Source organism: uncultured Oscillibacter sp. (assembly GCF_910579365.1).
Taxonomy (GTDB): Bacteria; Bacillota; Clostridia; order Oscillospirales; family Oscillospiraceae; genus Oscillibacter.
In genome coordinates this window covers 1-22,611 of record NZ_CAJTUX010000016.1, presented here as the reverse complement: position 1 = coordinate 22,611, position 22,611 = coordinate 1, and the positions used below count along the sequence as shown (strand labels likewise).

At 59.8% G+C, this 22,611-nt stretch carries 23 protein-coding genes; 12 read left to right on the top strand and 11 right to left on the bottom strand.

Translation table 11 applies throughout. The features are described from left to right. Nucleotides 1-127: 127 nt before the first annotated feature. The 7 genes from QZ329_RS06230 to QZ329_RS06200 all read left to right on the top strand — a co-directional run bounded on the left by QZ329_RS06230 (nt 128) and on the right by QZ329_RS06200 (nt 9,095). Nucleotides 128-622, top strand: coding sequence for a hypothetical protein (locus QZ329_RS06230; RefSeq protein ID WP_295749725.1), 495 nt, complete (start codon nt 128-130; stop codon nt 620-622). 68 nt (nt 623-690) lie between these two features. After that, nucleotides 691-1,647, top strand: coding sequence for a ribose-phosphate pyrophosphokinase (locus tag QZ329_RS06225; protein WP_295749792.1), 957 nt, complete (start codon nt 691-693; stop codon nt 1,645-1,647). Between the two features lie 102 nt (nt 1,648-1,749). Continuing rightward, a complete protein-coding gene (gene pth / locus QZ329_RS06220) occupies nt 1,750-2,337 on the top strand; it encodes an aminoacyl-tRNA hydrolase (protein WP_295749722.1) in 588 nt (195 codons plus the stop codon). A 61-nt stretch (nt 2,338-2,398) separates the two neighbouring features. Continuing rightward, nucleotides 2,399-5,899 carry a transcription-repair coupling factor gene (mfd, locus tag QZ329_RS06215; RefSeq protein WP_295749719.1) on the top strand — a complete coding sequence of 1,167 codons (3,501 nt, stop codon included), beginning with the start codon at nt 2,399-2,401 and terminating at the stop codon, nt 5,897-5,899. A 105-nt stretch (nt 5,900-6,004) separates the two neighbouring features. Next, nucleotides 6,005-7,006 (top strand): peptidylprolyl isomerase, encoded by a 1,002-nt coding sequence (locus tag QZ329_RS06210; protein ID WP_295749716.1) that lies wholly within the window; start codon nt 6,005-6,007, stop codon nt 7,004-7,006. 281 nt (nt 7,007-7,287) lie between these two features. Further along, nucleotides 7,288-8,544: an acetyl-CoA C-acetyltransferase gene (locus QZ329_RS06205; RefSeq protein ID WP_295749714.1), complete on the top strand. Its 1,257-nt coding sequence runs from the start codon at nt 7,288-7,290 to the stop codon at nt 8,542-8,544. 152 nt (nt 8,545-8,696) lie between these two features. Then, complete coding sequence (locus tag QZ329_RS06200; RefSeq protein ID WP_295749711.1) at nt 8,697-9,095, top strand: VOC family protein; 399 nt, start codon at nt 8,697-8,699, stop codon at nt 9,093-9,095. A 132-nt stretch (nt 9,096-9,227) separates the two neighbouring features. Here the strand turns inward: QZ329_RS06200 and QZ329_RS06195 are convergent, their stop codons facing one another. The 6 genes from QZ329_RS06195 to rpsT form a co-directional block, all read right to left on the bottom strand. Next, entirely contained in the window at nt 9,228-9,473 is a 246-nt protein-coding gene (locus QZ329_RS06195) for a GlsB/YeaQ/YmgE family stress response membrane protein (protein ID WP_295749709.1), read from the bottom strand. A gap of 18 nt (nt 9,474-9,491) precedes the next feature. After that, nucleotides 9,492-10,112, bottom strand: coding sequence for a TatD family nuclease-associated radical SAM protein (locus QZ329_RS06190; protein ID WP_295749706.1), 621 nt, complete (start codon nt 10,110-10,112; stop codon nt 9,492-9,494). Nucleotides 10,113-10,125: 13 nt separating this feature from the next. After that, nucleotides 10,126-11,004: a hypothetical protein gene (locus QZ329_RS06185; RefSeq protein ID WP_295749703.1), complete on the bottom strand. Its 879-nt coding sequence runs from the start codon at nt 11,002-11,004 to the stop codon at nt 10,126-10,128. A 137-nt stretch (nt 11,005-11,141) separates the two neighbouring features. Then, a complete protein-coding gene (locus QZ329_RS06180) occupies nt 11,142-11,705 on the bottom strand; it encodes a DUF4253 domain-containing protein (RefSeq protein ID WP_295749700.1) in 564 nt (187 codons plus the stop codon). 237 nt (nt 11,706-11,942) lie between these two features. Next, complete coding sequence (locus QZ329_RS06175) at nt 11,943-12,716, bottom strand: TatD family hydrolase (protein ID WP_295749697.1); 774 nt, start codon at nt 12,714-12,716, stop codon at nt 11,943-11,945. Between the two features lie 118 nt (nt 12,717-12,834). Further along, on the bottom strand, nt 12,835-13,098 hold the full coding sequence (gene rpsT, locus QZ329_RS06170; RefSeq protein ID WP_295749694.1) for a 30S ribosomal protein S20: 264 nt from the start codon (nt 13,096-13,098) through the stop codon (nt 12,835-12,837). Between the two features lie 243 nt (nt 13,099-13,341). Between rpsT and QZ329_RS06165 the strand changes: the two genes are divergently transcribed. Further along, nucleotides 13,342-14,310: a M23 family metallopeptidase gene (locus QZ329_RS06165; RefSeq protein ID WP_295749691.1), complete on the top strand. Its 969-nt coding sequence runs from the start codon at nt 13,342-13,344 to the stop codon at nt 14,308-14,310. A 16-nt stretch (nt 14,311-14,326) separates the two neighbouring features. Continuing rightward, on the top strand, nt 14,327-14,875 hold the full coding sequence (locus tag QZ329_RS06160; RefSeq protein ID WP_295749688.1) for a hypothetical protein: 549 nt from the start codon (nt 14,327-14,329) through the stop codon (nt 14,873-14,875). Nucleotides 14,876-14,921: 46 nt separating this feature from the next. Here QZ329_RS06160 and QZ329_RS06155 read toward each other — a convergent pair whose 3' ends face one another. From QZ329_RS06155 to QZ329_RS06145, 3 genes are all read right to left on the bottom strand, one after another. Further along, a complete protein-coding gene (locus QZ329_RS06155) occupies nt 14,922-15,827 on the bottom strand; it encodes a hypothetical protein (RefSeq protein WP_295749685.1) in 906 nt (301 codons plus the stop codon). A 116-nt stretch (nt 15,828-15,943) separates the two neighbouring features. Beyond that, complete coding sequence (gene rny / locus QZ329_RS06150; protein ID WP_295749681.1) at nt 15,944-17,509, bottom strand: ribonuclease Y; 1,566 nt, start codon at nt 17,507-17,509, stop codon at nt 15,944-15,946. A gap of 424 nt (nt 17,510-17,933) precedes the next feature. Next, complete coding sequence (locus QZ329_RS06145; protein ID WP_295749678.1) at nt 17,934-18,674, bottom strand: N-acetylmuramoyl-L-alanine amidase; 741 nt, start codon at nt 18,672-18,674, stop codon at nt 17,934-17,936. A 91-nt stretch (nt 18,675-18,765) separates the two neighbouring features. Here QZ329_RS06145 and QZ329_RS06140 point away from each other — a divergent pair, with 91 nt between their 5' ends. After that, a complete protein-coding gene (locus QZ329_RS06140) occupies nt 18,766-19,995 on the top strand; it encodes a class I SAM-dependent rRNA methyltransferase (protein ID WP_295749676.1) in 1,230 nt (409 codons plus the stop codon). Between the two features lie 114 nt (nt 19,996-20,109). Here QZ329_RS06140 and QZ329_RS06135 read toward each other — a convergent pair whose 3' ends face one another. Further along, entirely contained in the window at nt 20,110-20,628 is a 519-nt protein-coding gene (locus QZ329_RS06135; protein WP_295749673.1) for a putative ABC transporter permease, read from the bottom strand. 113 nt (nt 20,629-20,741) lie between these two features. On the opposite strand from QZ329_RS06135, the gene QZ329_RS06130 reads away from it, so the two are divergent. Together QZ329_RS06130 and QZ329_RS06125 are read left to right on the top strand one after the other, a co-directional pair. Continuing rightward, entirely contained in the window at nt 20,742-21,311 is a 570-nt protein-coding gene (locus QZ329_RS06130) for a uracil-DNA glycosylase (RefSeq protein WP_295749670.1), read from the top strand. A 146-nt stretch (nt 21,312-21,457) separates the two neighbouring features. Then, nucleotides 21,458-22,018 (top strand): biotin transporter BioY, encoded by a 561-nt coding sequence (locus tag QZ329_RS06125; RefSeq protein WP_295749667.1) that lies wholly within the window; start codon nt 21,458-21,460, stop codon nt 22,016-22,018. 105 nt (nt 22,019-22,123) lie between these two features. Here QZ329_RS06125 and QZ329_RS06120 read toward each other — a convergent pair whose 3' ends face one another. Further along, entirely contained in the window at nt 22,124-22,582 is a 459-nt protein-coding gene (locus QZ329_RS06120) for a cupin domain-containing protein (RefSeq protein WP_295749664.1), read from the bottom strand. Nucleotides 22,583-22,611: the final 29 nt, after the last annotated feature.

The following is a 22,611-nucleotide window of genomic DNA, read 5'->3' as shown; positions in this document are numbered from 1 at the left end:
AGAACCGGAAAGCGGAAAAGATTTGGAAAAAATTTTAGAAACAAATTCAATAGAACCACTGGATTTTCCTTAAAAATTTGATATAATACAATTGCCTTTAGTAAAAATGTGCAAAGGAGGGAAGCCCATGAGCCACTTGAAGCGAGCCGTGCTTGTCTTTGAGGAAGACGCCGCCGTTCAGGCGGACGCCAAGCCGCTGATGCTGGAGACCGTGTTGTCCTGTCCCATTTTGACCTGGGTGTGCGATCAATTGCGGGCCGATGGCGTTCAGCGGCTTTTCGTTGTCTGCGGCCCCCGGTTCGCGGAAGAGGCCCGCCGGAATCTCCCGCCGGAGGCGGAGGTCTCCGAGCAGTGGACGGATCTGGAGGCGTTTTTGGACACGGAGGAGTTGACACTGGTATTGCCCAGGGCGGCTTTCCCCATGGAGGAGGCCGGACCCGGGTTCGCCTACGCCGCCCGCGGCCATGAGCTGCGGGAGACCTGGCGGAAGAAGATGACCAACAGCGTGCAGGGAGCGGAGCTGGTTTCCGGCTGGCTTCCGGTCTACGGGCCGGATACCATCAAGGAGATAGAGGCGCTGCTGAGGCAGAGGGAGGCTGTCTCCCGGGGAGAGAGCAAGTGAGCAAAGTCCGCCGCAGGACAATAAATAATATGATCGCGTGACGATCATGGAAAGAGAGCGTTTTGGATATGATTTCACACGGGAAAGATATCAAGGTGTTTTCCGGCAACGCAAACCTGAAGCTGGCAAAGGAAATCTGCGCGCAGATGGGGACGAAGCTGGGAGAGGCCGAGGTCGGCGCCTTTTCCGACGGCGAGGCGTTTGTCTCCCTGTATGAGACCGTCCGGGGCAGCGACGTGTTCGTGGTTCAGCCCACCTGCAGCCCGGTTAACAACAACCTGATGGAACTCCTCATTATCATTGACGCGCTGAAGCGGGCCTCCGCCGGCCGCATCACGGCCGTGATGCCCTATTACGGCTATGCCCGGCAGGACCGCAAAGCCAAGGCCCGGGACCCCATCACCGCCAAGCTGGTGGCCAATATGATCACGGCCGCCGGAGCGGACCGGGTGCTGACCATGGACCTTCATGCGGCCCAGATTCAGGGCTTCTTTGACATCCCGGTGGACAATCTGGCGGGCAATCCGATCTTTGTGGACTACTACGCCAAGAAATTCGGCTCCGCTTGTGAGGACATGGTGGTAGTGTCTCCAGATGTGGGCTCCGTATCCCGCGCCCGGGCCTTTGCGCAGAAGCTGCATATGCAGCTGGCTATTGTGGATAAGCGCCGCCAGCGGGCCAATCAGTGTGAGGTCATGAACGTAATCGGCGAGGTGGAGGGCAAGAGCTGCATCCTCTTTGATGACCTGGTGGACACCGGCGGGTCACTCTGCAACGCCGCGCAGGCGCTGGTGGACAACGGGGCCCACAGCGTTCATGCCTGCGCTTCTCACGGCGTCCTCTCCGGACCGGCTATCGACCGGATTAACGCCAGTCCCATTCAGGAGCTGGCCCTGCTGGATACCATTCCAGCCATCAAACCGGAGCTGAGCGGAAAGATCAAGTATCTCTCCGTGGCCCCCATGTTCTGCGAGGCCATTGAGCGGATTTATCAGGAGGTTTCCATCTCCAAACTGTTCCGCTGAGGCGGAAAAACGTCCATATCCATAAAGCCATATAAGGCGGGGAAGGGTGACTTTCCCGCCTAAATGGGTTGTCCAGATCATTTTTGAAAGGCGAGAGGGATCATGTTGCTGGGAAACAAGGGCTCCTCTGTGGAGTGGCTGATCGCGGGCCTGGGAAATCCGGGCCGGAAGTATGAACATACCCGCCATAACATGGGGTTTCTTACGGTGGAGCTGCTGGCGGAGGAAACAGGCGTAAAGCTGAACAAGGTGAAATTCAAGTCCGCATATAATCTGATGGAATTTGCCGGGGCCCGGTGCCTTGTGATGAAGCCTCAGACCTATATGAATCTCTCCGGCGAAGCGGTCCGGGAGGCGGCGCAGTTCTATAAAATCCCGCCGGAGCGGATTCTGGTGATTTACGATGACGTGTCTCTTCCGGTGGGAAAGCTGCGGGTCCGTCCCGAGGGTTCCGCCGGAGGGCACAACGGGATTAAAAACATCATCGCTCACCTGGGGACCCAGGCGTTTCCCCGGATCAAGATCGGCGCCGGGGCTCCGGGCGAGGGGGGCGATATGATCGATTGGGTGATTGGAGTGCCCTCCCAAAAAGAGCGGGAAATCTTGCTGGACTCCTTCCGGCGGGCGATTCGGGCGGCGGAATGCGTGATTGAGCACGGCTGCGGAAAGGCTATGAACGACTTCAATTAGGGCCTGTCTTATGTAAACAGGCCCTAAAAGCACCGGGGAATTTTGGGGATAGGAATCAGCTATGAAACAGTTCTTGAAAACGTTAATGACGCTTCCGGAGACCGGGGAACTCCTCCGCCGCATAGAGGACGGCGGCTGTCCCGCCGCAGTCACCGGCCTTCAGCCTGTCCATCGGGCGTGTTTCGGAGCCGCCCTGGCGCGGGCTGCGGGCCGTCCGGCGGTATTCGTCTGCGGCGACGAGGGAGAGGCCCGCCAGCTGGCGGGGGACCTGGACACGCTGCTGGGCGGACCGCCGGTGATGCTGCTTGCCCGTGAGTGGCAGATCCGGCCGGGAGCCGTGACCTCCAGGGATTGGGAGCGGGGACGTCTGGCGGCCCTGTACGCCCTTTCTCAGGGAGCACCGCAGGCGGTGGTGACCACTGCCGACGCGCTGATGGCCCGAACCCTTCCGCCCGCGCTGCTGAACACGCTGTCCATTACCCTGAAAACGGGAGACCGTCTGGACCTGAAGGCTCTGACGGACCGTCTGCTCTCCGCCGGGTATGTCCGCTGCCAGCAGGTGGAGGGCGTGGGGCAGTTCGCCCTTCGGGGAGGCATATTGGATGTTTTTTCTCCGCTGATGGAACAGCCGGTGCGCTGCGAGTTTTTTGACGATGAAATCGACTCCATGGGCGCTTTTGATCCCGGTACCCAGAGACGGACGGTAAACATGGAATCCGCCTTGCTTCTTCCGGCGGCGGAAGTGCTGCCCCGGCAGGCGGAAGGAGGACTGGAGGGCCTTGGGACAAAGCTGCTGTCCCTGGCGGCCAAGCTGGAGAAGAAGGGGGCCGCAGCGGTGGACCGGCTCCGGGAGGACGGGGAGCGGCTGAAAAACGGCTCGGTCCCCGAAGGTATGGACCGCTATCTCGCCGCCGTCTATCCAAAAACCACGGCAGGCGTCCACTACCTGCCGAAGGACGCGGTGGTCTTTCTCTGTGAAAGCGGCCGGGTGGACGAACGGGTGAAGGGCGCGCTGCTCCAAAACCGGCAGGACATTGAGGCATTGATGGAGGCGGGCATTCTGGCGGGTGAGTGGGCCAAGCTGCTTCTCTCTGCCGAGGAGCTGTATGCCGCGCTGGAGGAGTTTCCCGTCATCATGGCCAACGCCCTGCCTACCTCCCGCTATCCCTTTCCGCCCCGGGGGCTGCTGAGCGTCAGCGCCCGGCAGCTCAGCTCTTACGGCGGCAGTCTGGAAACCGCTGTCACGGACCTGGAGCAGTACCGTACCAACGGCAGCGCGGTTCTGCTGCTCTGCGCCGGGGAAACCCGGGCCAGAAATCTGCATCATCTCCTGACGGAGCGGGGCATTTCCGCCGCTTTAGATGTAAAGGGAACCGCCATGCCAGTCTCTGGAGAAGTACGGATTGCCGTGGGGGCTCTGTCCGCCGGATGCGAGTGGCCGTCTCTCCGGCTGGCCGTGCTGACCGAGGGGCAGCTCACCGCTCCGGTCCGGAAGCGGGCCCGGCTGAAAAAGGACTCCAACCGGCAGAAGATACAATCCTACACGGACCTGAAGCCCGGCGACCTGGTGGTCCATGTGCATCACGGCGTGGGACGCTTTGCGGGCATTCAGCGGATGCCGGTGGACGGCGTGGAGAAGGATTATATCAAGATTGACTACGCCGGAGGAGACTGCCTCTACGTCCCCGCCACCCAACTGGACATGGTCAGCAAATACATCGGCGGCGGGGAGGAGAGCGAACACCGTCAGAAGCTGAACAAGCTGGGCGGCACGGAGTGGGCCAAGCAGAAGACCAGGGCGAAGAAGGCGGTCAAGGACCTGGCGAAGGGACTCACAAAGCTTTACGCGGAGCGCCAGCGCTGTCCCGGGTTCGCGTTCTCCCAGGATTCCACATGGCAGAGGGAGTTTGAAGAGGCCTTCCCCTACGCGGAGACGGACGACCAGCTCCGTGCCATCGCGGAGATCAAGAAGGATATGGAGTGTCCCCGGCCCATGGACCGCCTTCTTTGCGGCGACGTGGGCTATGGAAAAACGGAGGTCGCCCTCCGGGCGGTGATGAAGTGCGTGCTGGATGGGAAGCAGGCCGCCATACTGGTGCCCACCACGGTTCTGGCCCAGCAGCACTACGCCACGGCCATGGGCCGTTTCCGGGATTTTCCGGTGAAGATCGAGGTCCTTTCCCGCTTCACCGCGCCCAAGGAGGTCAAGCGCATTTTGGAGGCCGCCCGGACAGGCCGGGTGGACCTCTTGATTGGCACCCACAAGCTGCTGCAAAAGGACATGGAGTTCAAGGACCTGGGTCTGCTCATCATTGACGAGGAGCAGCGCTTTGGCGTCAGCCATAAGGAGCGGCTGAAGGAAATGAGCCGTCAGGTGGACGTGCTGACGCTTTCGGCGACGCCCATTCCCCGGACGCTGAACATGGCTCTCTCGGGCCTGCGGGACATGTCTGCCATTGAAGAGCCTCCGGCGGACCGCCAGCCGGTCCAGACCTATGTGCTGGAACACGATTGGGCCATTTTGGAGGACGCTATGCGGAAGGAGCTCAGCCGGGGCGGGCAGATTTACTACCTCCATAACCGGGTGGAGAGCATTGACCTCACCGCCTCCCGCATTCAAAAGCTGCTGGGGCCGGAGGTCCGGGTGGTCACCGGCCACGGCAAGATGAGCGAGCAGGAGCTGTCCGCCGTCATGCAGGCCATGGTGAACGGGGAAGCGGACGTGCTGGTCTGCACCACCATTATTGAAACCGGCATTGATATCTCCAATGTCAACACCCTGATTATTGAGGACGCGGACAGAATGGGCCTGGCCCAGCTGCACCAAATCCGGGGCCGTATTGGCCGCAGCGCCCGGCGGGCATACGCCTACTTGACCTTCCGGAAGGGGAAAGTGCTTCAGGAGATTGCGTCCAAGCGCCTTTCTGCCATCCGGGAGTACGTGGAATTCGGCTCCGGCTTCCGCATCGCCATGCGGGACTTGGAAATTCGGGGAGCGGGGAATCTCCTGGGGCCGGAGCAGTCCGGGTATCTCATGAGCGTGGGATACGACCTCTATCTGAAGCTCCTGGAAGAGGCGGTGCTGGAGGAGCGGGGCGAGGAACGCCAGATTGAGACCGAGTGCTCCGCGGACCTGACCGTCAATGCCAATATTCCGGAGCGCTATGTCACCTCTCCGGAGCAGAGGATGGACCTTTACCGCCGCATTGCCGCCATCCGCAGCAACGACGACGCCTCGGACCTTCTGGACGAGCTGCTGGACCGCTATGGCGAGGCGCCCAAGCCGGTGCTGGCTCTGCTGGACGTGGCCCTCCTCCGGGCGGCGGCGGCCAAGGCTGGAGTATCGGACATTACCCAGAAGCGGGATGTCCTCCGCTTCCAGCTGGCCCTCTTCCGGCCCGAGGCGGTGGTGAAAGTCTGCGGGCTGAACAAGTACCGCCAGCGTTTGACGGTGGCCGCCGGGGAGGCCCCGGCCCTGACGCTGAAGCTGAAGCCCGGCGCGGACGCCCTGGAGAGCGCCATGGAACTGGTAGAGGATTTGAAACTTCAGATTCACGAATGACAAAACAGCGGGGAGAGCCGGAATCTGGCTCTCCCCGCTGTCATATCCTGCCTTCTCAGGTTCATATACTGTCTGCGGACAACCTTTTTGGGAGGAGTGGGAGAGATGAAGAAGCGAATCGCAGCGCTGGCGCTGGCTCTTTGCCTGGGGCTCAGCGCCTGTTCCCTCCGGGAGGAGGAACCGGCCTCCCTGCTGGGCCGGGCGTCAAAATTGGGTGAGGAGACCATATTGCTGACGGTGGACGGCCGGGAAATTCCGGCGTGGCGGTATTTGTACTGGCTGGCCTTTACCTGTGACCAGGTCCGGGAGAAGTACAAGGATTCCGGACTGTCTCTGGATTGGAGAACGCCGGTGACCGGCGGCACTCTGGGGGATTATGCCAAGGACCAGGCGTTGGCCAACACGGCGCTCTACGCCACGGTGGAGAATTGGGCGGAACGTTACGGCTGTGTCCTCAGCGAGAAGGAGCGGGCCGCCTTGGCGCAGACCTGGGAGGAGCAGGCGGCGGCCCGCGGCGGGGAAGAGGCCTACATCGAAGAGCTGGCGGACCTAGGGCTGGACCGTCTCCGGGCGGAGGAACTGACGGAGGTGGGGATGCTCTACGCCAAGCTCTATGAGCTCTGCCTCACCGAGGGCAGCGAGCTGTCCGGCCTTCTGGATACTGTGGACAGTCTGACGGTGGACCGGATCTTCATCGGCGCGGGAGAGGACCGGGAGGCGGCCCGCCAGCGGGCGGCGGAGGTTTTTTCCCAGCTGAACAGCGCGGAGGATCAGGCGGCGGCCTTTTCTGCTCTGGCGGGGGAGGGAGACGACGCGGCGGGGCCCCGGACGCTCCTGCCGGGGGATGGAACGCTGCCTCCGGCTCTGGAGGAGGCGGCCAGAGCTTTGGAGGAGGGGCAGTATTCCGGCATTCTGGAGTCGGAGGAGGGCTTTTCCATCCTCCGCCGTCTGGAGACCGCCTCCGCCGCCCTGGCGGGGGACGCCTTCGACCAGCTGTTGGAAAGCGCCGCCCAGGCGGCTCTGGTTCAGACCACACCCTCTTACGACAGTCTGAGCGCCGCCGCCTTTGACGAGGCCCTGGAAGCGTTGCGGGCAGGGGAGAGCTAGAAGTCCGCGCCGGTGAAATGCGGAATCCGGCTGGGGAAAATTCTGCCCCGGCCGGATTTTCGTCACCTTGACGAAAACGCTTATCATTTTGTCAAAGTTTTAACGAAACTGTAGAACCTGACGAAAGGCCATTGACGAAAAGGAAAAAACTCTCTATAATGATACACAGAGAAAGGCGGACACCAGCTTGTCAAAAAATTAGCAATCGGTGCCGCCCGCCTTGTCTGCTGTATCCACGGCGGCCCGTGCGCTGCCAAAATATTACAAAACGGAGGAACATCATGAAAGATCTTTATGTTGTGAACTGCTGCCGTACCGCCATCGGCTCCTTTGGCGGCAGTCTGAAGAACACTCCTGCTGCGGAGCTGGGCGCGATCGTGGTCAAGGAAGCCTTGAATCGCGCCGGTGTGAAGCCGGAGAACGTGGATGAGGTCATGTTCGGCTGCATCCTCACCGCCGCTCAGGGTCAGAACGTGGCCCGTCAGGTCTCCATCAAGGCCGGCATCCCCTATTCTGTTCCCGCTTACACCGTGGGCATGGTCTGCGGCTCCGGCATGAAGTCTCTCATTGAGGGCGCCCGTTCCATCCTCGCCGGCGACGCGGATGTGGTGGTCTGCGGCGGCACTGAGAATATGAGCTCCGCTCCCTTCGCCTCCCTGGATGCCCGCTGGGGCGCCCGCATGGGCGACAAGAAGCTGGTGGACACCATGATTAAGGACGGTCTGTGGGACGCGTACAACAACTATCACATGGGTACCACCGCGGAGAACATCAACGATATCTGGGGCATCAGCCGTCAGGAGCAGGACGAGTTCGCCGCTGCCTCCCAGCAGAAGACCGAGGCCGCTCAGGCCGCCGGCAAGTTTGAGGCGGAGATCGTCCCCGTCCCCGTGAAGGTGAAGAAGCAGGTTGTGGACTTCAAGGTCGACGAATTCCCCAAGGCCGGCGTGACCGCCGAGGGCATTGCCAAGCTCCGGGGCGCGTTCCCCGTGGGCCCCGAGTCCCCCAATCCGGAAGTGGTTCACACCTTCGAGGTCACCGGCAAGAAGGAGACCGAGGATAAGGGCCAGCAGCGTGTTACTGCCGCCAACGCCTCCGGCATCAACGACGGCGCCGCCGCCATCATCCTGGCCTCCGGCGAGGCCGTGGAGAAGTACGGCCTGAAGCCCATGGCGAAGCTCATCGGCTGGGGCCAGGGCGGCGTGGACCCGAAGATCATGGGCGTGGGCCCCGTGCCCGCCTCCCGTCAGGCCATGGCCAAGGCCGGCGTGACCATTGACGACATCGACCTTATCGAGGCCAACGAGGCTTTTGCCGCGCAGTCCATCGCCGTGGGCCGTGAGCTGGGCTTTGACTCTGCCAAGCTGAATGTCAACGGCGGCGCCATTGCCCTGGGCCACCCCGTGGGCGCTTCCGGCGCGCGGATCATCGTCACCCTGCTCCATGAGATGCAGAAGCGCCCCGAGGCCAAGAAGGGCCTGGCCACCCTCTGCATCGGCGGCGGCATGGGCGTTGCCACTGTTTTCGAGAAGTGCTGAGTTCTTTTTCTCGAGAGAAAAGGAACCGAAAAGAGCTTTGGCGCGCTCTGGCTGTCTGGTGATTAACCGGGCCGGAGCGGCGGCAACACAGCTTTTGGAATTTACAAAGAGGGGCCTTCGGGTCCCTCTTTGGCTATTGGGGAGAGATCAGCATGCGGAAATACATTCAGGGATTAGGCCATGTGGCCATTTATACAAGGGACATAGAGGAGAGCGTCGCGTTTTATGAGAAGCTGGGCGGCGAGGTGAAGGACCGGGGCAGCGTACCCACTCCGGAGGGGGAGAAAAAGCTGGCGTTGGTATTTTTCGGAGGCGTTACGCTGGAGCTGATTCAGAGCGCTGGGGTCATGCCCATGGGTGAGGGGAACGTTCCGCATTTTGCCCTTTTGGTAGACGACCTGGATGCCGCTGCCAAGGCGGTTCGGGACGCCGGTGTGGATACTTTTTTGACGCCGGAGAAGAAAGTTTTGCCAAACCTCTTTGGGGGCTTGCAGAACTGGTTTTTCACGGGACCTTCCGGAGAGCAAATCGAGTTGCTGCAAATGCTGTAAAGGAAAGAGGCCTTTCACTTAAAAGTGAAAGGCCTCAGTGTGTTAGAAAACGCAGAAGGTTGACGCAACGGGAAGGAAAAGAGTTACGAGAGGAACCCAGGAGGGGTTCCTCTCGTTTTCAAACGCGAGCGGTTATTGGAAGAGCTTTCGCCCGAGCCAGATGAAAAGGCAAGCGCCCGCGACGCTGACGATCAGATTCGCGATCCAGCCATGGGCATAAAAGCCCAGGAGTCCAAAAACCGTTCCGCCTACGGCGGAGCCCACGATGCCAATCAGGATGTTGCGGAGAAGGCTGCCCTCGGCGTCCATCAGCTTTCCGGCGATCCAACCCACCAGAGCGCCCATGATTAGAGAGCCAAGCAAACCAAATACGTGCATAGTCAATCCCTTCTTTCTTTAGTCTTCGATATATTCCCGCACCCGATAAACCGCGCCGATTTCCTCCTCGCAGATTTTCCGGCAGTTTTCGATCTCCTCTTTCGGGATGGTGTCCACCACCGTCATCATCACGGTAGGCACATACTGCCGGAGATCCTTGGCGAAGGATTTCATGGCCTCATACGCTCCGGTCTGCACCGGGTGGCATAAGCGGTCGTACTTCTCCGCCGTATCGGTGTTCAGGGAGATGGAGACCATATCAAACCGTCCCTGAAATTCCGGAGCGATGTTCCGGCTATGAATCAGATTTCCCGTTCCGTTGGTGTCCATGCGGGTAAAGGGCTTTTTCCCCTTGGACTTCAGCTGATCGATGACCCAGCAGATGTCGTCGATACGGTAACTGGGCTCGCCGAAGCCGCAGAACACCAGCTGCTTGTAGTGGGTGAGGTCCCGGCTTTCGATATCCGCCAGGATTTCCTCCCGGGTGGGCTCCCGCTCCAGCCACAGGTTATGGGTGTAAATACTGCCGCCGTGTCCGTTGTGCCGGAGGCAGAACTCGCAGTTGAAATTGCAGCGGTTCGTGGTGTTGACGTACAGGTTCTCCCCGTACTCATAGGTGATGGTAAAACCCTTTTCCATAGCGGATACTCCTTTATTGGTAATAGCTGTAAAGGTGAAAATCTTGCAGGGTAAATATGCCGTTCTGATAGAGGACTTGGGCGGAAGTCTCTGCCGCATAGCAAGGGGCGGCGCTGTTCTCGCGGCACAGGGCGAAAGCGCCCTGGAACTGGAGACCTCCCCAGTCCTCTGTATGAAACCCAGCGATCATGCCGGAGGAAGCCGACTCCAAGTCCAGGTTCTCACCGTCGATTTCCACCAGCTCATGGCCCAGCATGGCGAAGGTCCGTCCGTTGAGTTCGGCGGCGTCAAAGAGCTTGGGAACTTCCTCTTGCCAGAGGTTTTCGGGGAAGGTATAGGCGGTCAGAGTTCCGTCCGGGCCCTTCTCCAGAATATGCAGTTCCTCAACAGAGACGCCGGTTCCGCTACCAACATAGCAAATGACGATCAGCTCATCCTCCCAGTCGCCGTCCACATCGAAGCAGTCCATTCTGGGTAAGATTGTTCGGGGCGTAAGGAAGTTCCAGTCGAACTCCGCCAGACAGTCTCCCCAGCGAACGAGGGCGGGGCTCTCCCCATTGGGCTGATAGGGGGCGGCGTAAAAGGCGGCATCAGCTTCCGGCGCTTCCGCTAAAAAGCCCACTACACCGCCGTGAATCCAGCCCTGCGCGTTATATCGCGGGTCTGCCAGCGAGGGCGGCAGGTCGTAATCCTCCGCCGGTTCCCGTCCCTCCGTTACAATGGCGGGGACGGAGATAGGTTCCAGCCGCCGGGATTCCGGCAGGGAGAGGGGTTCTTCCACGGCAGGAGGCTTGTCCAGCAGGATTTCCGGTTTCTCCGAAGCGAAAATTCCGCATCCGGCCAGTGTCGCCAGCGTGAAGAGCGCGGGAAGCAAAAGAAGTCGTTTTTTCATATACCTCCGCTTTCCAGTTCAGGTTATCCACGTCAAGGCAATTCCCACGTCGCCGTCGCTTCGGTCTGCTTGACCTCCAGACGTGCAGAGCGAGCGAAAGCTCTTTTTGCCTACGTTTTCTCTCGAGAAAAAGAAGGTCAGTCCCACCAGAAATACCATTTGGTGGACTTGGCCAGGGAATCCGCCAGATATCCCACGGACTCACAGCCCTGGTCCACGATGTCCGGGCAGAAGGCGTACTGCTCCAGAGCCAGGTCCATGGCCTTCTCCCGTCCCACCGGGGCGGGGAGACTGTATTCCAGCACGTCCCGGGTAATCACTGCCGGGACGGCTTTGTACGTTTCAAACCAGTATTTGGCGGCGGCCATCTGCTCTTCGTCGCTGGGGCATTCATTCCAGCCGCCGAAGGGGATATAGGCGAAGACCTCCCAGGGGTGTTCCACCGGGATTTCCGCCAATACCAAAGGAATGGTTTTCCCGTGGAAATCCGAAATGCCCAGGAAGCGGTCAATCGCCTCGCCGCCCTCCATGGGGCCCAGGACCTCTTCGCCGGGCCAATCCCAGCCGTCCTCCGCCGCAGATTCCTTGTGCTGTGCGGTAAGCTGGGCGAGAAAGGCCCCGCCGTCTTCCACAGGCTGGGACAAAAACCGTTGCCTGCGTTCCTCCGGCGTTTCTCCGTTCAGCCATTGGAATCCCTCCAAGGGGGAGTCTTCTCCAACGGCGATGAGAACGGGGAGAAAACGCTTTGGCTGTGCTTGGGATTTCATAAAAAGCCGCTGCAGAACGCCCGGCTGTGGAGCGTCCTCCCAGCCTGCCCGCCTCCAAGCCTCCTGGTAGGCCGTCATGATGGGAGCAGAATTCGCCATGGGGGGAAATTCCCTGCAGGGGCAATGCAAAACAGCCGTTTGCGTCTCATACATGATAGGGCGCCTCTCTTTCTACAGTCTGATTTTGGAAAATAGCCGGAGACCGTTTTCCCAGGTGATTTGGGTCATCTCCTCCGGGGACACGCCCTTCCATTCCGCCAATCGTTCGATGATATACGGCAGGTTCCGGCTGTCATTCCGCTTTCCCCGGAGGGGAACCGGGGAGAGATAGGGGGAGTCCGTCTCCACCAAAATCCGGTCCAAAGGCGTGACGGCGGCCACTTCGGGGGCCTTCTGGGCGTTTTTGTAGGTGATGGGCCCGTCAAACCCCAGATACCAGCCGCGCCGGAGCAGTTCCTGGGCCATCTCCGGGCTGCCGGAAAAGCAGTGGAACACGCCCCGGACCTCCGGATAGTCCAATGCGATGGAGAGGGAATCCCCATGGGCCTCCCGATCGTGGACGATGACGGGAAGGTCCCATTCCAGCGCCAGCTCGATCTGCCGCCGGAAAACCATCTGCTGAAATTCCTTAGGGGGGTTATCCTTCCAATAGTAATCCAGGCCGATTTCCCCTACGGCCACCACCTTTTCGTGGGCGCAGAGTTTCTGAAGGGCGGAGAATTCCGCCTCGCCGGTCCCGGCGCAGTCGGAGGGATGAATGCCGGCGGCGGCGTACACAAAGGAATACCGCTCTGCCAGGGCAACGGCGGCCCGGGAGCTCTCCAGCTCGCAGCCGGGGTCCACCACCAGCCCGACTCCGGCGGCGGGCAGGGAGGAGAGGACGGTGTCCCGGTCGGCGTGAAAGCCGCCGGAGTCGTAATGGGCGTGCGTGTCAAAGATGGGCATGGGAAACCTCCTGCAAAAAACAAAAAGGACATCCGAACGGATGCCCTTTTGGCCTGACGGCCTCCGGGCATTCACACGGAAGCGTCAATGCCCCGCAAGCGGAGCTATGTGGGGATCGTCAACCGATCCGATTGAGCTTCAGGGTCATGGCGCTCTTCTTGTGAGCGGCCGCGTTCTTGTGGAGAACACCCTTCGCCACAGCCTGATCGACCTTCTTCACCGCAACCTTGTAAGCGCCATCGGCATCGGTGCGATTGCCCTCCGCCGCGGCGGCCTCGAACTTCTTAATCGCAGTCTTGAGATCGGACTTCGTGGCCTTGTTGCGGGCGTTCCTCACCTTTCCGATGAGAACGCGCTTCTTGGCAGACTTGATATTCGGCAAACCAAACACCTCCTTTGGCCGTTGATTTCATGCGGGCAGGAAAACTCCTACCGTACAGACCTATATTCTAACAGGGAAAGCTCCAAAAAGCAAGGTTTTTTTTTCATATTTTTGCTGATTTCTCATAAAGATAACCGGACGGCTCTTTATGAAAAAGCCATATTCGGAATTCACCGGCATTTTTACGGCGGGAAGCGCATAAAATGCACCGAAAAAGATTTCCGAATCAGGGGAGGGATGGACATGACCTCACGGCAGACCGGGCGGCGGATCAGCGCCATGCGCCGGCAGCAAAGTGTTCGAAGCGGGGCCCGACGCAAAAAAAACGAACCCTTGACGCCGAAAGACCTGCGGCTGCTGCTGCAGTTGGTGGCCTGCGGCGGTATCTTTGTGGCCCTGGTGGCGGCAAAGCTGCTGCTTCCGGCAAAGATGGAGGGGTTTAACGAAAAGCTGGCAGCCGCCATGGAGCAGAACATGGACGTCCAGGCGGTATTCTCCGCCGTGGGCCGGGCCTTCTCCGGGGAGGCGGGCGGAGGTGTGGAGGAGGTCTATCAGGCCGTCTTCCGTCCCCAGTCGGAAGCGGCCTCTCCGACGGCGGATTCCGTACAGAAGGAATCGGGTCTGCTGAAGACGGCATACCGGACTCCGGGATTTCAGGACGGCGCGGCGATGGACACTCTGAGGAACTACCGAAGGAGCGGGGAGGAGGCGCCGCCGGCCGGGACGCCGGAGGATCCGGAGGCAGCCTCCAATCTTGCGTACGTGCTTTACTCCCAGGAGAATCTCCCAGAGGGGGTCAATATGGAGCAGGTTATTCTCGGTTTTGATTACTGCGCGCCGGTGGCGGGAACGCTGAGCTCCGACTTTGGCTATCGGGAACATCCGACGGAGGGGGAGGAGCGGTTCCACTACGGCGTGGACCTGGCGGCGGACACCGGGACGGAGGTGCGCTGTTTCGCCGACGGAACCGTGACTGCGGTGGGAGAGAGCAGCAGCTATGGACGGTACTGCATTGTTGCCCATGAAGGCGGCTGTTCCACCCTCTACGCCCATTGCAGCCGGGTAACAGTCAGCTCCGGCGCGGCGGTAAAGCGGGGGGAGAAGATTGCCGAGGTGGGAGAGACCGGAATGGCCACCGGCCCCCATCTCCACTTTGAGCTCCAGCGGGACGGCGCTTATTTGAATCCCATTTACTATGTTTCCTCCCTGTAGGGTGACAGGCGGTTTCATGCTGCTGACCGCCTGGTTTTTCCTGGCCAACGGCTGGGAACCCCTGGCCATTGTTCTGGCCGCCGCCGCCGTCCACGAGCTGGGGCACTGGATTGTTCTCCGGAGCCTTGGAGCGAAGGTGACAGGCTTTTGCCTCAGCGCCCTGGGGGCGGTTTTGGAGACGAACAGCGGGCGGCTTTCCTATGGCGGAGAGCTGGCGGCGGTACTGGCGGGTCCCGCCGCGAATCTGCTGGCGGCGTCGGCGCTGGCGGTCTGGGGCGGGGGCCATTGCCCTGCCGCCATAGGGGCCAATCTGGTGCTGTGCCTCTTTAACCTTCTGCCCATCCGCCCCCTGGACGGGGGACGGGCGCTGTATCTGCTGGTCTCCTGGCTGGCGGGGCCGGCGGCGGGAGAGCGGGCGGCACACTGGACAGGAGCCGTCGCGGCGTCGGCGCTGGCGGCAGGTATCGCCTATGTTATATGGCGGACCGGGGGAAGTCTGTGGCTGTTTCCAGCGCTGTGTGCCAGCGTCTATTGGGGGATGCGGTCCGGGTATTCACCATGCTGAAACATCCCCTGCGGTTTGTGTGCCGCAGGGGATGTTCCATGATGTGTCAATGGACGAGGCGCTCCGTCAGCTTGTCCAGAATGTGGTCGGCCAGGTCCTTTCTTCCGGCCTTTTCGTCCGCCTCTTTGGCCTTGAGGTCGGCGTAGGCCCGGGCAATCTTTTCGATGTCGGCTTCCTCCCGCAGGCTTTCGATCCAGGCGTCCAGTTGCTTCATAAGCTTCTCCCATTCCTCACGCTCTTCCTTCTTGTCCTTGCTCTTCTTCATCCGGTCCAGCATGGAGAGCTTGGCGTCGTACAAAACGGTCGCGATGTCCTCCTTCATAAAACGGGTGTGATCGAGGGAAGAAGCGCTTCTGGAGACGGAGGTTTTGTTTCCGGAGGCATAGCTTTGGTACAGCGCAAGCAGTTCCTGAGCTCCGGTGACGGCGGTGGGAAGGTGTTCGAACTGATTTTCCAGGCTTTCTTCGATGTCACGGAGGAAATTGTGCTTCTGCGTGACGTCGCCGCGATACTCCATCGTGTGGGGAAGCACGCCGGGCTTATGAACGCCGTCCAGAACGCTTTGGTATGCGCCGGTTTTCACAAGATGCCCATACAGCGCGGCAAGCTCCGCATAGGAGGCGGAGGAGGGGTCAATGTTGTTGATATGGCAGACCATGTCGTAGGGACCGCTGTCCGACGTGCCGGTGATGCGGACAATGGGATCCCCAGCGGTGCAGTCCGCTGTATATTCGGCGTAAACCTCCTGTCGGGCGGTGTTCTGGCCCCATACGCTGGCGGAGTATACGGTGTTTTCGCCGGGCATACGGAGGTGGATCGGCGTATCCGGGAGGGCGGGGGAGGTCTGAGCCAGCTGCTCCTGGAAGGAAGGCCCCTCTGGGTTGCTCCGCCCGGAAGGGAAGCGCCGGTTTTCCGCGCAGACTTGGGTATTGAGGAGGTTTTGAATGCTCATAGAGATGACGTCCTTTCTTTCCGTTTCATAAAAAAGACAGAAAGCGGCTGTGATGCGTTCACTGCCGCTTTCTGTTCCCTGCGTTTTGTGCCTTCCCAGTCCGTTGGGAAGGACGGTTATTTCGCGTATTCGACCACTTTGGTCTCCCGCAGGACATGGACCTTGATCTGACCGGGGTATTCCATCTCTTCCTCGATCTTCTTGGCCAAGTCCCGGGCCAGAATGACCATCTGGTCCTCGGATACCTGTTCGGGCTTCACCATGACCCGGACCTCCCGGCCAGCCTGAATGGCAAAGGCCTTGTCCACGCCGGGATAGGAGCCGGTGATGGTTTCCAGCTGTTCCAGGCGCTTGATGTAGTTCTCCAGGTTCTCGCGGCGGGCGCCGGGCCGGGCGGCGGAAATCGCGTCCGCAGCCTGAACCAGGCAGGCGACGATGGTCCTGGGCTCCACATCGTTGTGGTGGGCCTCAATGGCGTGGATGATCTCCTCGCGCTCCTTGTACTTCCGGGCGAACTCCACGCCCAGAGCCACATGCGTACCCTCCATCTCGTGGTCCACGGATTTGCCCAGATCGTGCAGGAGTCCCGCCCGCTTGGCGGCCTGCACGTCCACACCCAGCTCCGCCGCCATCATGCCGGCGATGTGGCTGACCTCCACGGAGTGCTGGAGGACGTTCTGCCCATAGCTGGTGCGGTAGTGGAGGCGGCCCAGCATCTTTACCAGCTCCGGGTGAAGACTGCGGATGCCGCATTCAAAGGTGACGCGCTCGCCTTCGGATTTGATGGTGACGTCCACCTCCCGGCGGGCCTTTTCCACCATTTCCTCAATGTGAGTGGGGTGAATGCGTCCGTCGGAAATGAGCTTTTCCAGGGCCAGCCGGGCGATCTCTCGGCGCACCGGCTCAAAACAGGAGACGGTGATGGCCTCCGGCGTGTCGTCAATGATGAGGTCCACGCCGGTGAGGGTTTCGATGGTGCGGATGTTGCGGCCTTCCCGGCCGATGATCCGGCCTTTCATTTCGTCATTGGGCAGGGGAACCACACTGACGGTCATGTCCGCCACCTGGTCGGCGGCGCAGCGCTGGATGGCCTGGGCCACGATCTCTCGAGCCCGGGCGTCGCACTCCTCTTTCATCCGGGACTCCACCTCTTTGATCTTGAGGGCGGTCTCGTGGGTGACCTCGGACTCCACCTGGTCGATGAGGTACTGCTTTGCCTCCTCGGTGGTGAAGCCGGAGATGCGCTCCAGCATTTCGGTCTGTCCGCGCTTGACAAGTTTGATCTCCTCGGTCTCCTTATCGATGGCGGTGTGCTTCTGGGTCAGGGACTCTTCCTTCTTCTCGACGGCTTCGATTTTCCGGTCGAGGTTTTCCTCCTTCTGCTGCAGGCGGTTTTCCTGCCGCTGAAGGTCGGCCCGGCGTTCCTTGACTTCCTTTTCGTACTCGCTGCGGTTTTTCAAAATCTCTTCCTTGGCTTCCAGCAAAGCCTCGCGCTTCTTGGATTCCGCGCTTTTGATGGCCTCGTTGACAATGCGCTTTCCCTCTTCTTCCGCGCTGGAGATTTCTCGTTCCGAGACGTTCTTCCGGTAGCGAATACCGAGCGGGAAGCAGATCGCGCCGCCAACCACAAAACCGCAAAGAGCGGTGATGATGAGTTGAACCACGGCTTCTGATTCCTCCATTTCATTTCGGTATTGCGGCGGAGTCCGTTTCAAAACCGTCAACACGCCCGTACGGCGGAGGAAATTCCCTCCAAGGGCATGGGATGTCCGCCGGACGGTATGGCCTCCGGCGGCTATCTGACATGGGGATCTGCGGGTCCTTGCGTTCCGCCCGCGCCCCAAATGGGGGGCGTTTGTCTGCGGTGGGCGGAAGGGTTTTCGCCGTTGGGCATATTGCCGGTTTCCAAAGACGGGCCCCGCGCAACGGGGATGGTTTTAGAAAACAACCGAAGGGCACCCCTTTGCCCTCCGACGGCAATCTATATTTAGTTTAAACTTTTACTGGACCGCTGTCAAGCAAAAACATCAAACCGGCGGCGAAATTGCAAGAAATATTTGGCAGGGTATCAAAAGATCGGCAGACTTGAGGCGGGGAGCGGCTTGTTTACGTGTCGATATACGCGGCGGCGGCATAGCCGACATAGTCCCCGTAATGGACCACATACCAGCCCTGCCATTCGCCGTAGATGGTGACAGAGGCTCCGTTTGGCAGGTTCGCGATGATGGTTCCGGTGGGGGAGGGATAGCTCCTGAGATTCAGCGTGCCATAGCTGAGGGACACCGTGCCGCCCACAGGGTCCTTGGGATAGATAAAGGGCAGACCGAAAAATTCGGTGAGGGCCCTGGCCAGCTGCTGGGCGATGGCGTCCCAGTGGCCCTCCAGCCAGATGGCGTCGGAATAATTGTCATGATAACCGATTTCCACCAGCACCGCCGGCGCGTTGGACTGGGCCACCTCGCCCAGGGTGGTGGTGGGACGGGTGGTGACCTGATTGGGCAGGGGGTAGATTTTCCGCAGCTCCTGGGCAATCAGCTCCGCCGCCCGCTGCCCCTGGCGGCTGCCGGGGTAATAAAAGGCGATGATGCCCCGCTCCTCGCCGTAGTGCCCCTCCGGCGCGCCGTTGGAATGCAGGGCGAGGTAGAGGTCGTAATTGCCCTGGTTGGCCTCCCGAATGGAGGACCCGGCGGTCATTTCCGGGCGGTTGCGCTTATATTGAATGCCGTTGGAAAGCAAGTAGGGAATCAGGGCGTCCGCCAGCAGGTTCATGTTGTATTCCTCAGAGCCGCTGCCGGTGACATAGGCGTTCCACTCCTGCGTCGACGGGCTCAGATAAATGATAGGCATAGTCATTCCTCCTTCTTATAGAATCCTATGGAAATTCGGAGAAAAGTGTGCTATAGTGAAGAGAAAAAATGCCAATGGGAGGGCTTGCCCCATGAAAACAGAACGCGCGTATCCCAGCGTCACCGTCACGCCCAAGGCAGAGGCCGCGATTCTCCGGGGACATCCCTGGGTCTATGACGCCGAGGTTTCAGCCGCAGATGGGACGCCGGAAAACGGCGGCCTGACGGATGTCCTGGGCAGAAAGGGTCAGTACTTGGGCACCGGCTTTTGGTCTGAAAAATCCAAAATTCGGGTCCGTCTTCTCTCCCGCAATGCCAACGACCGCTTTGATGACGCCTTTTGGGAGCGAAAACTTCGCTGGGCCTGGGAATACCGCAAAACCGTCATGGCGCCGGAGGACCTGGACGCCTGCCGGGTGGTGTTCGGAGAGGCGGATATGTTCCCCGGTCTGACGGTGGACAAGTTCCACGACCTTCTTAGCGTGCAGGTGCTTTCCGTGGGCATGGAGAAGGTCAAGGACCGGCTGCTGCCCCTGCTGGTACGCATTCTGCGGGAGGACGGGCATGAAATTCGAGGTGTCTACGAGCGGAACGACGCGGCCCTGCGGGACAAAGAGGGGCTGCCGCAGTATAAGGCCTGGTTTCCTCTTCCGGGAGAGACATTGCTGGAAACCCCTGTGACGGAGATCGTGGAAAATGGCATACGGTACTTGGTGGATGTGGAAAACGGGCAGAAAACCGGGTTTTTCCTGGACCAAAAGTATAACCGCCGGGCAGTCGGCCGGCTGGCGAAGGGCAGAACGGTGCTGGACTGCTTTACCCATACCGGCTCCTTTGCCTTGAACGCGGCTCTGGGCGGCGCGAAGCATGTCACCGCTGTGGATGTTTCCGAGACAGCGGTGGAGATGGCCCGCGCCAATGCGGAGCGAAACGGCCTTCATTCTGTCATGGACTGTGCCGCCGCCAACGTCTTTGATCTGCTTCCGGCGCTGGAGAAGGAGCCGGCGAAGTATGACTTCATCATTCTGGACCCGCCGGCTTTCACCAAGTCCCGAAAAACGGCGGCAAGGGCCATGGCCGGATACAAGCAGATCAACTATCGGGCGATGAAGCTGCTTCCGAGGGGAGGCTACCTGGCTACCTGTTCCTGTTCCCACTTTGCGGAGGAGGCAAAGTTTGCCGCCATGCTTCATGCGGCGGCGCAGGACGCCGGGGTGCGCCTGCGGCAGATCGAGGTCCGGCAGCAGAGCTGCGATCACCCGATTCTCTGGGGTGTGGAAGAGACAAATTACCTAAAATTCTATCTATTTCAAGTTGTGTAAAGTAGAAATACTGTCGTGAAAAAAGTGGGGATTTTATGTGCCAGCGGCACGGAGTTAACTCCCTTTTGGATGCCATGGAGGGTTCCGAAATCACGGAAGCGTGGCCGTAAGCGTCTAAAGGACCCTTACAGCCCGCATGCCCTTGACATCTCCCGTGACCCGGAGGAACCAAAAAGAGCAGACCAGGTCGGCGGTAAAGACCAGGAGAAAAACATACGTCAGCGCCGGAGGGATTCTGGCCGCCAGCATCGCCGCTCCCGGCTGGACCAAGCGGACCGCTAGAGCCGTCAGCAGCCCCCAGGCCAAGGTAAACGGCAGGCAGACCCGGCCTTGCAGATTGCCTGGGACCCCGGTATAATCCCAGAAGCGGATGTTCAAAAAGCGTTCGCAGCTCCAGTGATAGGCGTATTCCACCGCAGTGGCCACCATACCGCCCAGAATGGCCAGCGCGCTCCAGCCCATAGGTGGCAGGGCCAGTACCGCCAGCATTCCCAAACCGTATACCGGACACAGGGGCAGGCACAGCAGACAGCGCCGCCGCTGGTCCTCCGCCTGCGTGACGGCGGCGAAAAACCGCTCCACAATCCAGCCAAGGAAACTGTAAATCCAGAAGTACCAAAGCCAAGAGGCCATTTTCATCATCTCCCGCCTCAGTCTCCCCACAGACGGAAACGATATCCGCCTCTTGCACCGCCAGTTTTTTCATGCTACAATAGTCGAAACCGAACGAATAGGAGGGAACCAAGATGGATACTTGGGAAAGCCTGAGAGCGGAGTGTTTAAGCTGTAAAGCGTGTTCCCTTGCGGAACGCCGGAATAACGTGGTTTTCGGCGATGGAGCAGAGGACGCGGAAATTCTTTTGATCGGCGAGGGCCCCGGACAGCACGAGGACGAGCAGGGAAAGCCCTTTGTGGGCCGGGCAGGAAAACTGCTGGATGAGATGCTGGAGATGGTCCATCTGGACCGGACCAAGGTGTATATTGCCAATATTGTCAAATGCCGTCCGCCCGAGAACCGGGACCCTCTCGGCGTAGAGCAGGACGCCTGCATTGACTGGCTCCGGCGGCAGACGGCGCTGCTGCGCCCCAAGATCATTGTCTGCCTGGGCCGCATCGCCGCTAAATCCATCATCAAAAATGATTTCCGCATTACACAGGAGCACGGCCAGTGGTTTGAGCGGAACGGAGTGCAGATCACAGCCATTTACCATCCTGCGGCGCTGCTGCGGGATGTCCATAAGCGTCCGGCCACGTTTGAGGATATGAAGTCGATTCAAGCCAAGGTACGGGAGTTGTGTGAGCATACGGAAGTTTGAGCGTTGTTTCCATGAGATTCAAGGGGTGTGCGGAACATGCCCCTTGAATTTCGAGAAACTTGTAAACTGAAATCAAAAAAATAGGTTGACAATCAGAAAGGATTGCGGTATGCTCAGAGCCAGGAAACAAAAGGAGGAAACGATTTATGCCTGAAAAAACTGCGTCCCAGCTGCGGACCAAGGACCTGACGCTCGTCGCCCTGTTCACTGTTTTGATGGCGGTCTGCGCCTGGGTATCCGTGCCTGTTCCCGCGCCGTTTGTCCAATTTACCATGCAGACCTTTGCCATTTTTGCGGCGCTCTTTTCCTTGGGAGGAAAGCGGGGAACCTATGCCGTTGCCGCATATCTGCTGCTTGGAGCTGTCGGCGCGCCGGTGTTCAGCAATTTTCGGGGAGGCTTGAGCGTGCTGCTGGGGGCCACTGGCGGATACATCCTGGGCTTCTTCTTCACGGCTTTGCTCTACTGGCTGATGACCGCCAAATTGGGGGAGACCCTGCCGGTGAAGATAGCCGCCAGCATATTGGGAATGGCAACCTGCTACGCCTTTGGCACCATCTGGTATTTGACTCTCTACGCCCAGATGGGGAAGCCCATGGGAGTTTTGACGGCTTTGGGATATTGTGTGTTCCCCTTCCTGATCCCGGACCTGGCAAAACTGGCCTTGGCGGCGCTGCTGTCTCAGCGGGTGGGGAAATACCTCCGCTAAGGTCCGCCGCATAGGAAAAAGTCCTCAGCGTTTATTGACGCTGAGGACTTTCTATATCAGTTATAGTAAAGCAATAGCACCTTACAGAAAAAGAGAGGCGCATACTCAGGATGTCCCATCGTGTCCCCGCAGATACTGGTATTCCAAGAGCAGCCGTCCGGTTCCGCTGAACATGTTTTCAAAGTGATAGGGCTGGTCCGCCGCAAAGCGGATGGCGTCCCGCTCCAGAAGCTGGAAGATTTGCCCCTCCGCCGTCAGGCTGACGGTACCGTAGATGACAGTGGCGTGACAGATGCAGCCGGGCCGGGAGGGGGCGGGAGCGTACCGCGCGCCAATGTACAGGTCCAAAAAGCAGCTCATCATGCGGGAAGTATTGTCATAGGGGAGACTGGGCCGCAGGACGGTTCTGCCGCCGTCCAGACGCCGGGGCCTGGTGTCCTGAATCCGGGCCAGGATAGGGGAGCCCTCCGCCGGCTTCTCGGGTTCCGGTTTTTCCGGCTCCGCCCGGTGAGGCGAAATTCCCTCGTCCGGGATTGGTTCCAGGCCGTCAAACAGGTCATCCATGTTCGTTCTCCTTCATGTGGTCTCATTAA

Bases quoted from the DNA above. Each gene is read 5' to 3' on its own strand.
- QZ329_RS06230 (WP_295749725.1), top strand. From the start codon at position 128: ATGAGCCACTTGAAGCGAGCCGTGCTTGTCTTTGAGGAAGACGCCGCC.
- QZ329_RS06225 (WP_295749792.1), top strand. From the start codon at position 691: ATGATTTCACACGGGAAAGATATCAAGGTGTTTTCCGGCAACGCAAAC.
- pth (WP_295749722.1), top strand. From the start codon at position 1,750: ATGTTGCTGGGAAACAAGGGCTCCTCTGTGGAGTGGCTGATCGCGGGC.
- mfd (WP_295749719.1), top strand. From the start codon at position 2,399: ATGAAACAGTTCTTGAAAACGTTAATGACGCTTCCGGAGACCGGGGAA.
- QZ329_RS06210 (WP_295749716.1), top strand. From the start codon at position 6,005: ATGAAGAAGCGAATCGCAGCGCTGGCGCTGGCTCTTTGCCTGGGGCTC.
- QZ329_RS06205 (WP_295749714.1), top strand. From the start codon at position 7,288: ATGAAAGATCTTTATGTTGTGAACTGCTGCCGTACCGCCATCGGCTCC.
- QZ329_RS06200 (WP_295749711.1), top strand. From the start codon at position 8,697: ATGCGGAAATACATTCAGGGATTAGGCCATGTGGCCATTTATACAAGG.
- QZ329_RS06195 (WP_295749709.1), bottom strand. From the start codon at position 9,473: ATGCACGTATTTGGTTTGCTTGGCTCTCTAATCATGGGCGCTCTGGTG.
- QZ329_RS06190 (WP_295749706.1), bottom strand. From the start codon at position 10,112: ATGGAAAAGGGTTTTACCATCACCTATGAGTACGGGGAGAACCTGTAC.
- QZ329_RS06185 (WP_295749703.1), bottom strand. From the start codon at position 11,004: ATGAAAAAACGACTTCTTTTGCTTCCCGCGCTCTTCACGCTGGCGACA.
- QZ329_RS06175 (WP_295749697.1), bottom strand. From the start codon at position 12,716: ATGCCCATCTTTGACACGCACGCCCATTACGACTCCGGCGGCTTTCAC.
- QZ329_RS06165 (WP_295749691.1), top strand. From the start codon at position 13,342: ATGACCTCACGGCAGACCGGGCGGCGGATCAGCGCCATGCGCCGGCAG.
- QZ329_RS06160 (WP_295749688.1), top strand. From the start codon at position 14,327: ATGCTGCTGACCGCCTGGTTTTTCCTGGCCAACGGCTGGGAACCCCTG.
- QZ329_RS06155 (WP_295749685.1), bottom strand. From the start codon at position 15,827: ATGAGCATTCAAAACCTCCTCAATACCCAAGTCTGCGCGGAAAACCGG.
- rny (WP_295749681.1), bottom strand. From the start codon at position 17,509: ATGGAGGAATCAGAAGCCGTGGTTCAACTCATCATCACCGCTCTTTGC.
- QZ329_RS06145 (WP_295749678.1), bottom strand. From the start codon at position 18,674: ATGCCTATCATTTATCTGAGCCCGTCGACGCAGGAGTGGAACGCCTAT.
- QZ329_RS06140 (WP_295749676.1), top strand. From the start codon at position 18,766: ATGAAAACAGAACGCGCGTATCCCAGCGTCACCGTCACGCCCAAGGCA.
- QZ329_RS06135 (WP_295749673.1), bottom strand. From the start codon at position 20,628: ATGGCCTCTTGGCTTTGGTACTTCTGGATTTACAGTTTCCTTGGCTGG.
- QZ329_RS06130 (WP_295749670.1), top strand. From the start codon at position 20,742: ATGGATACTTGGGAAAGCCTGAGAGCGGAGTGTTTAAGCTGTAAAGCG.
- QZ329_RS06125 (WP_295749667.1), top strand. From the start codon at position 21,458: ATGCCTGAAAAAACTGCGTCCCAGCTGCGGACCAAGGACCTGACGCTC.
- QZ329_RS06120 (WP_295749664.1), bottom strand. From the start codon at position 22,582: ATGGATGACCTGTTTGACGGCCTGGAACCAATCCCGGACGAGGGAATT.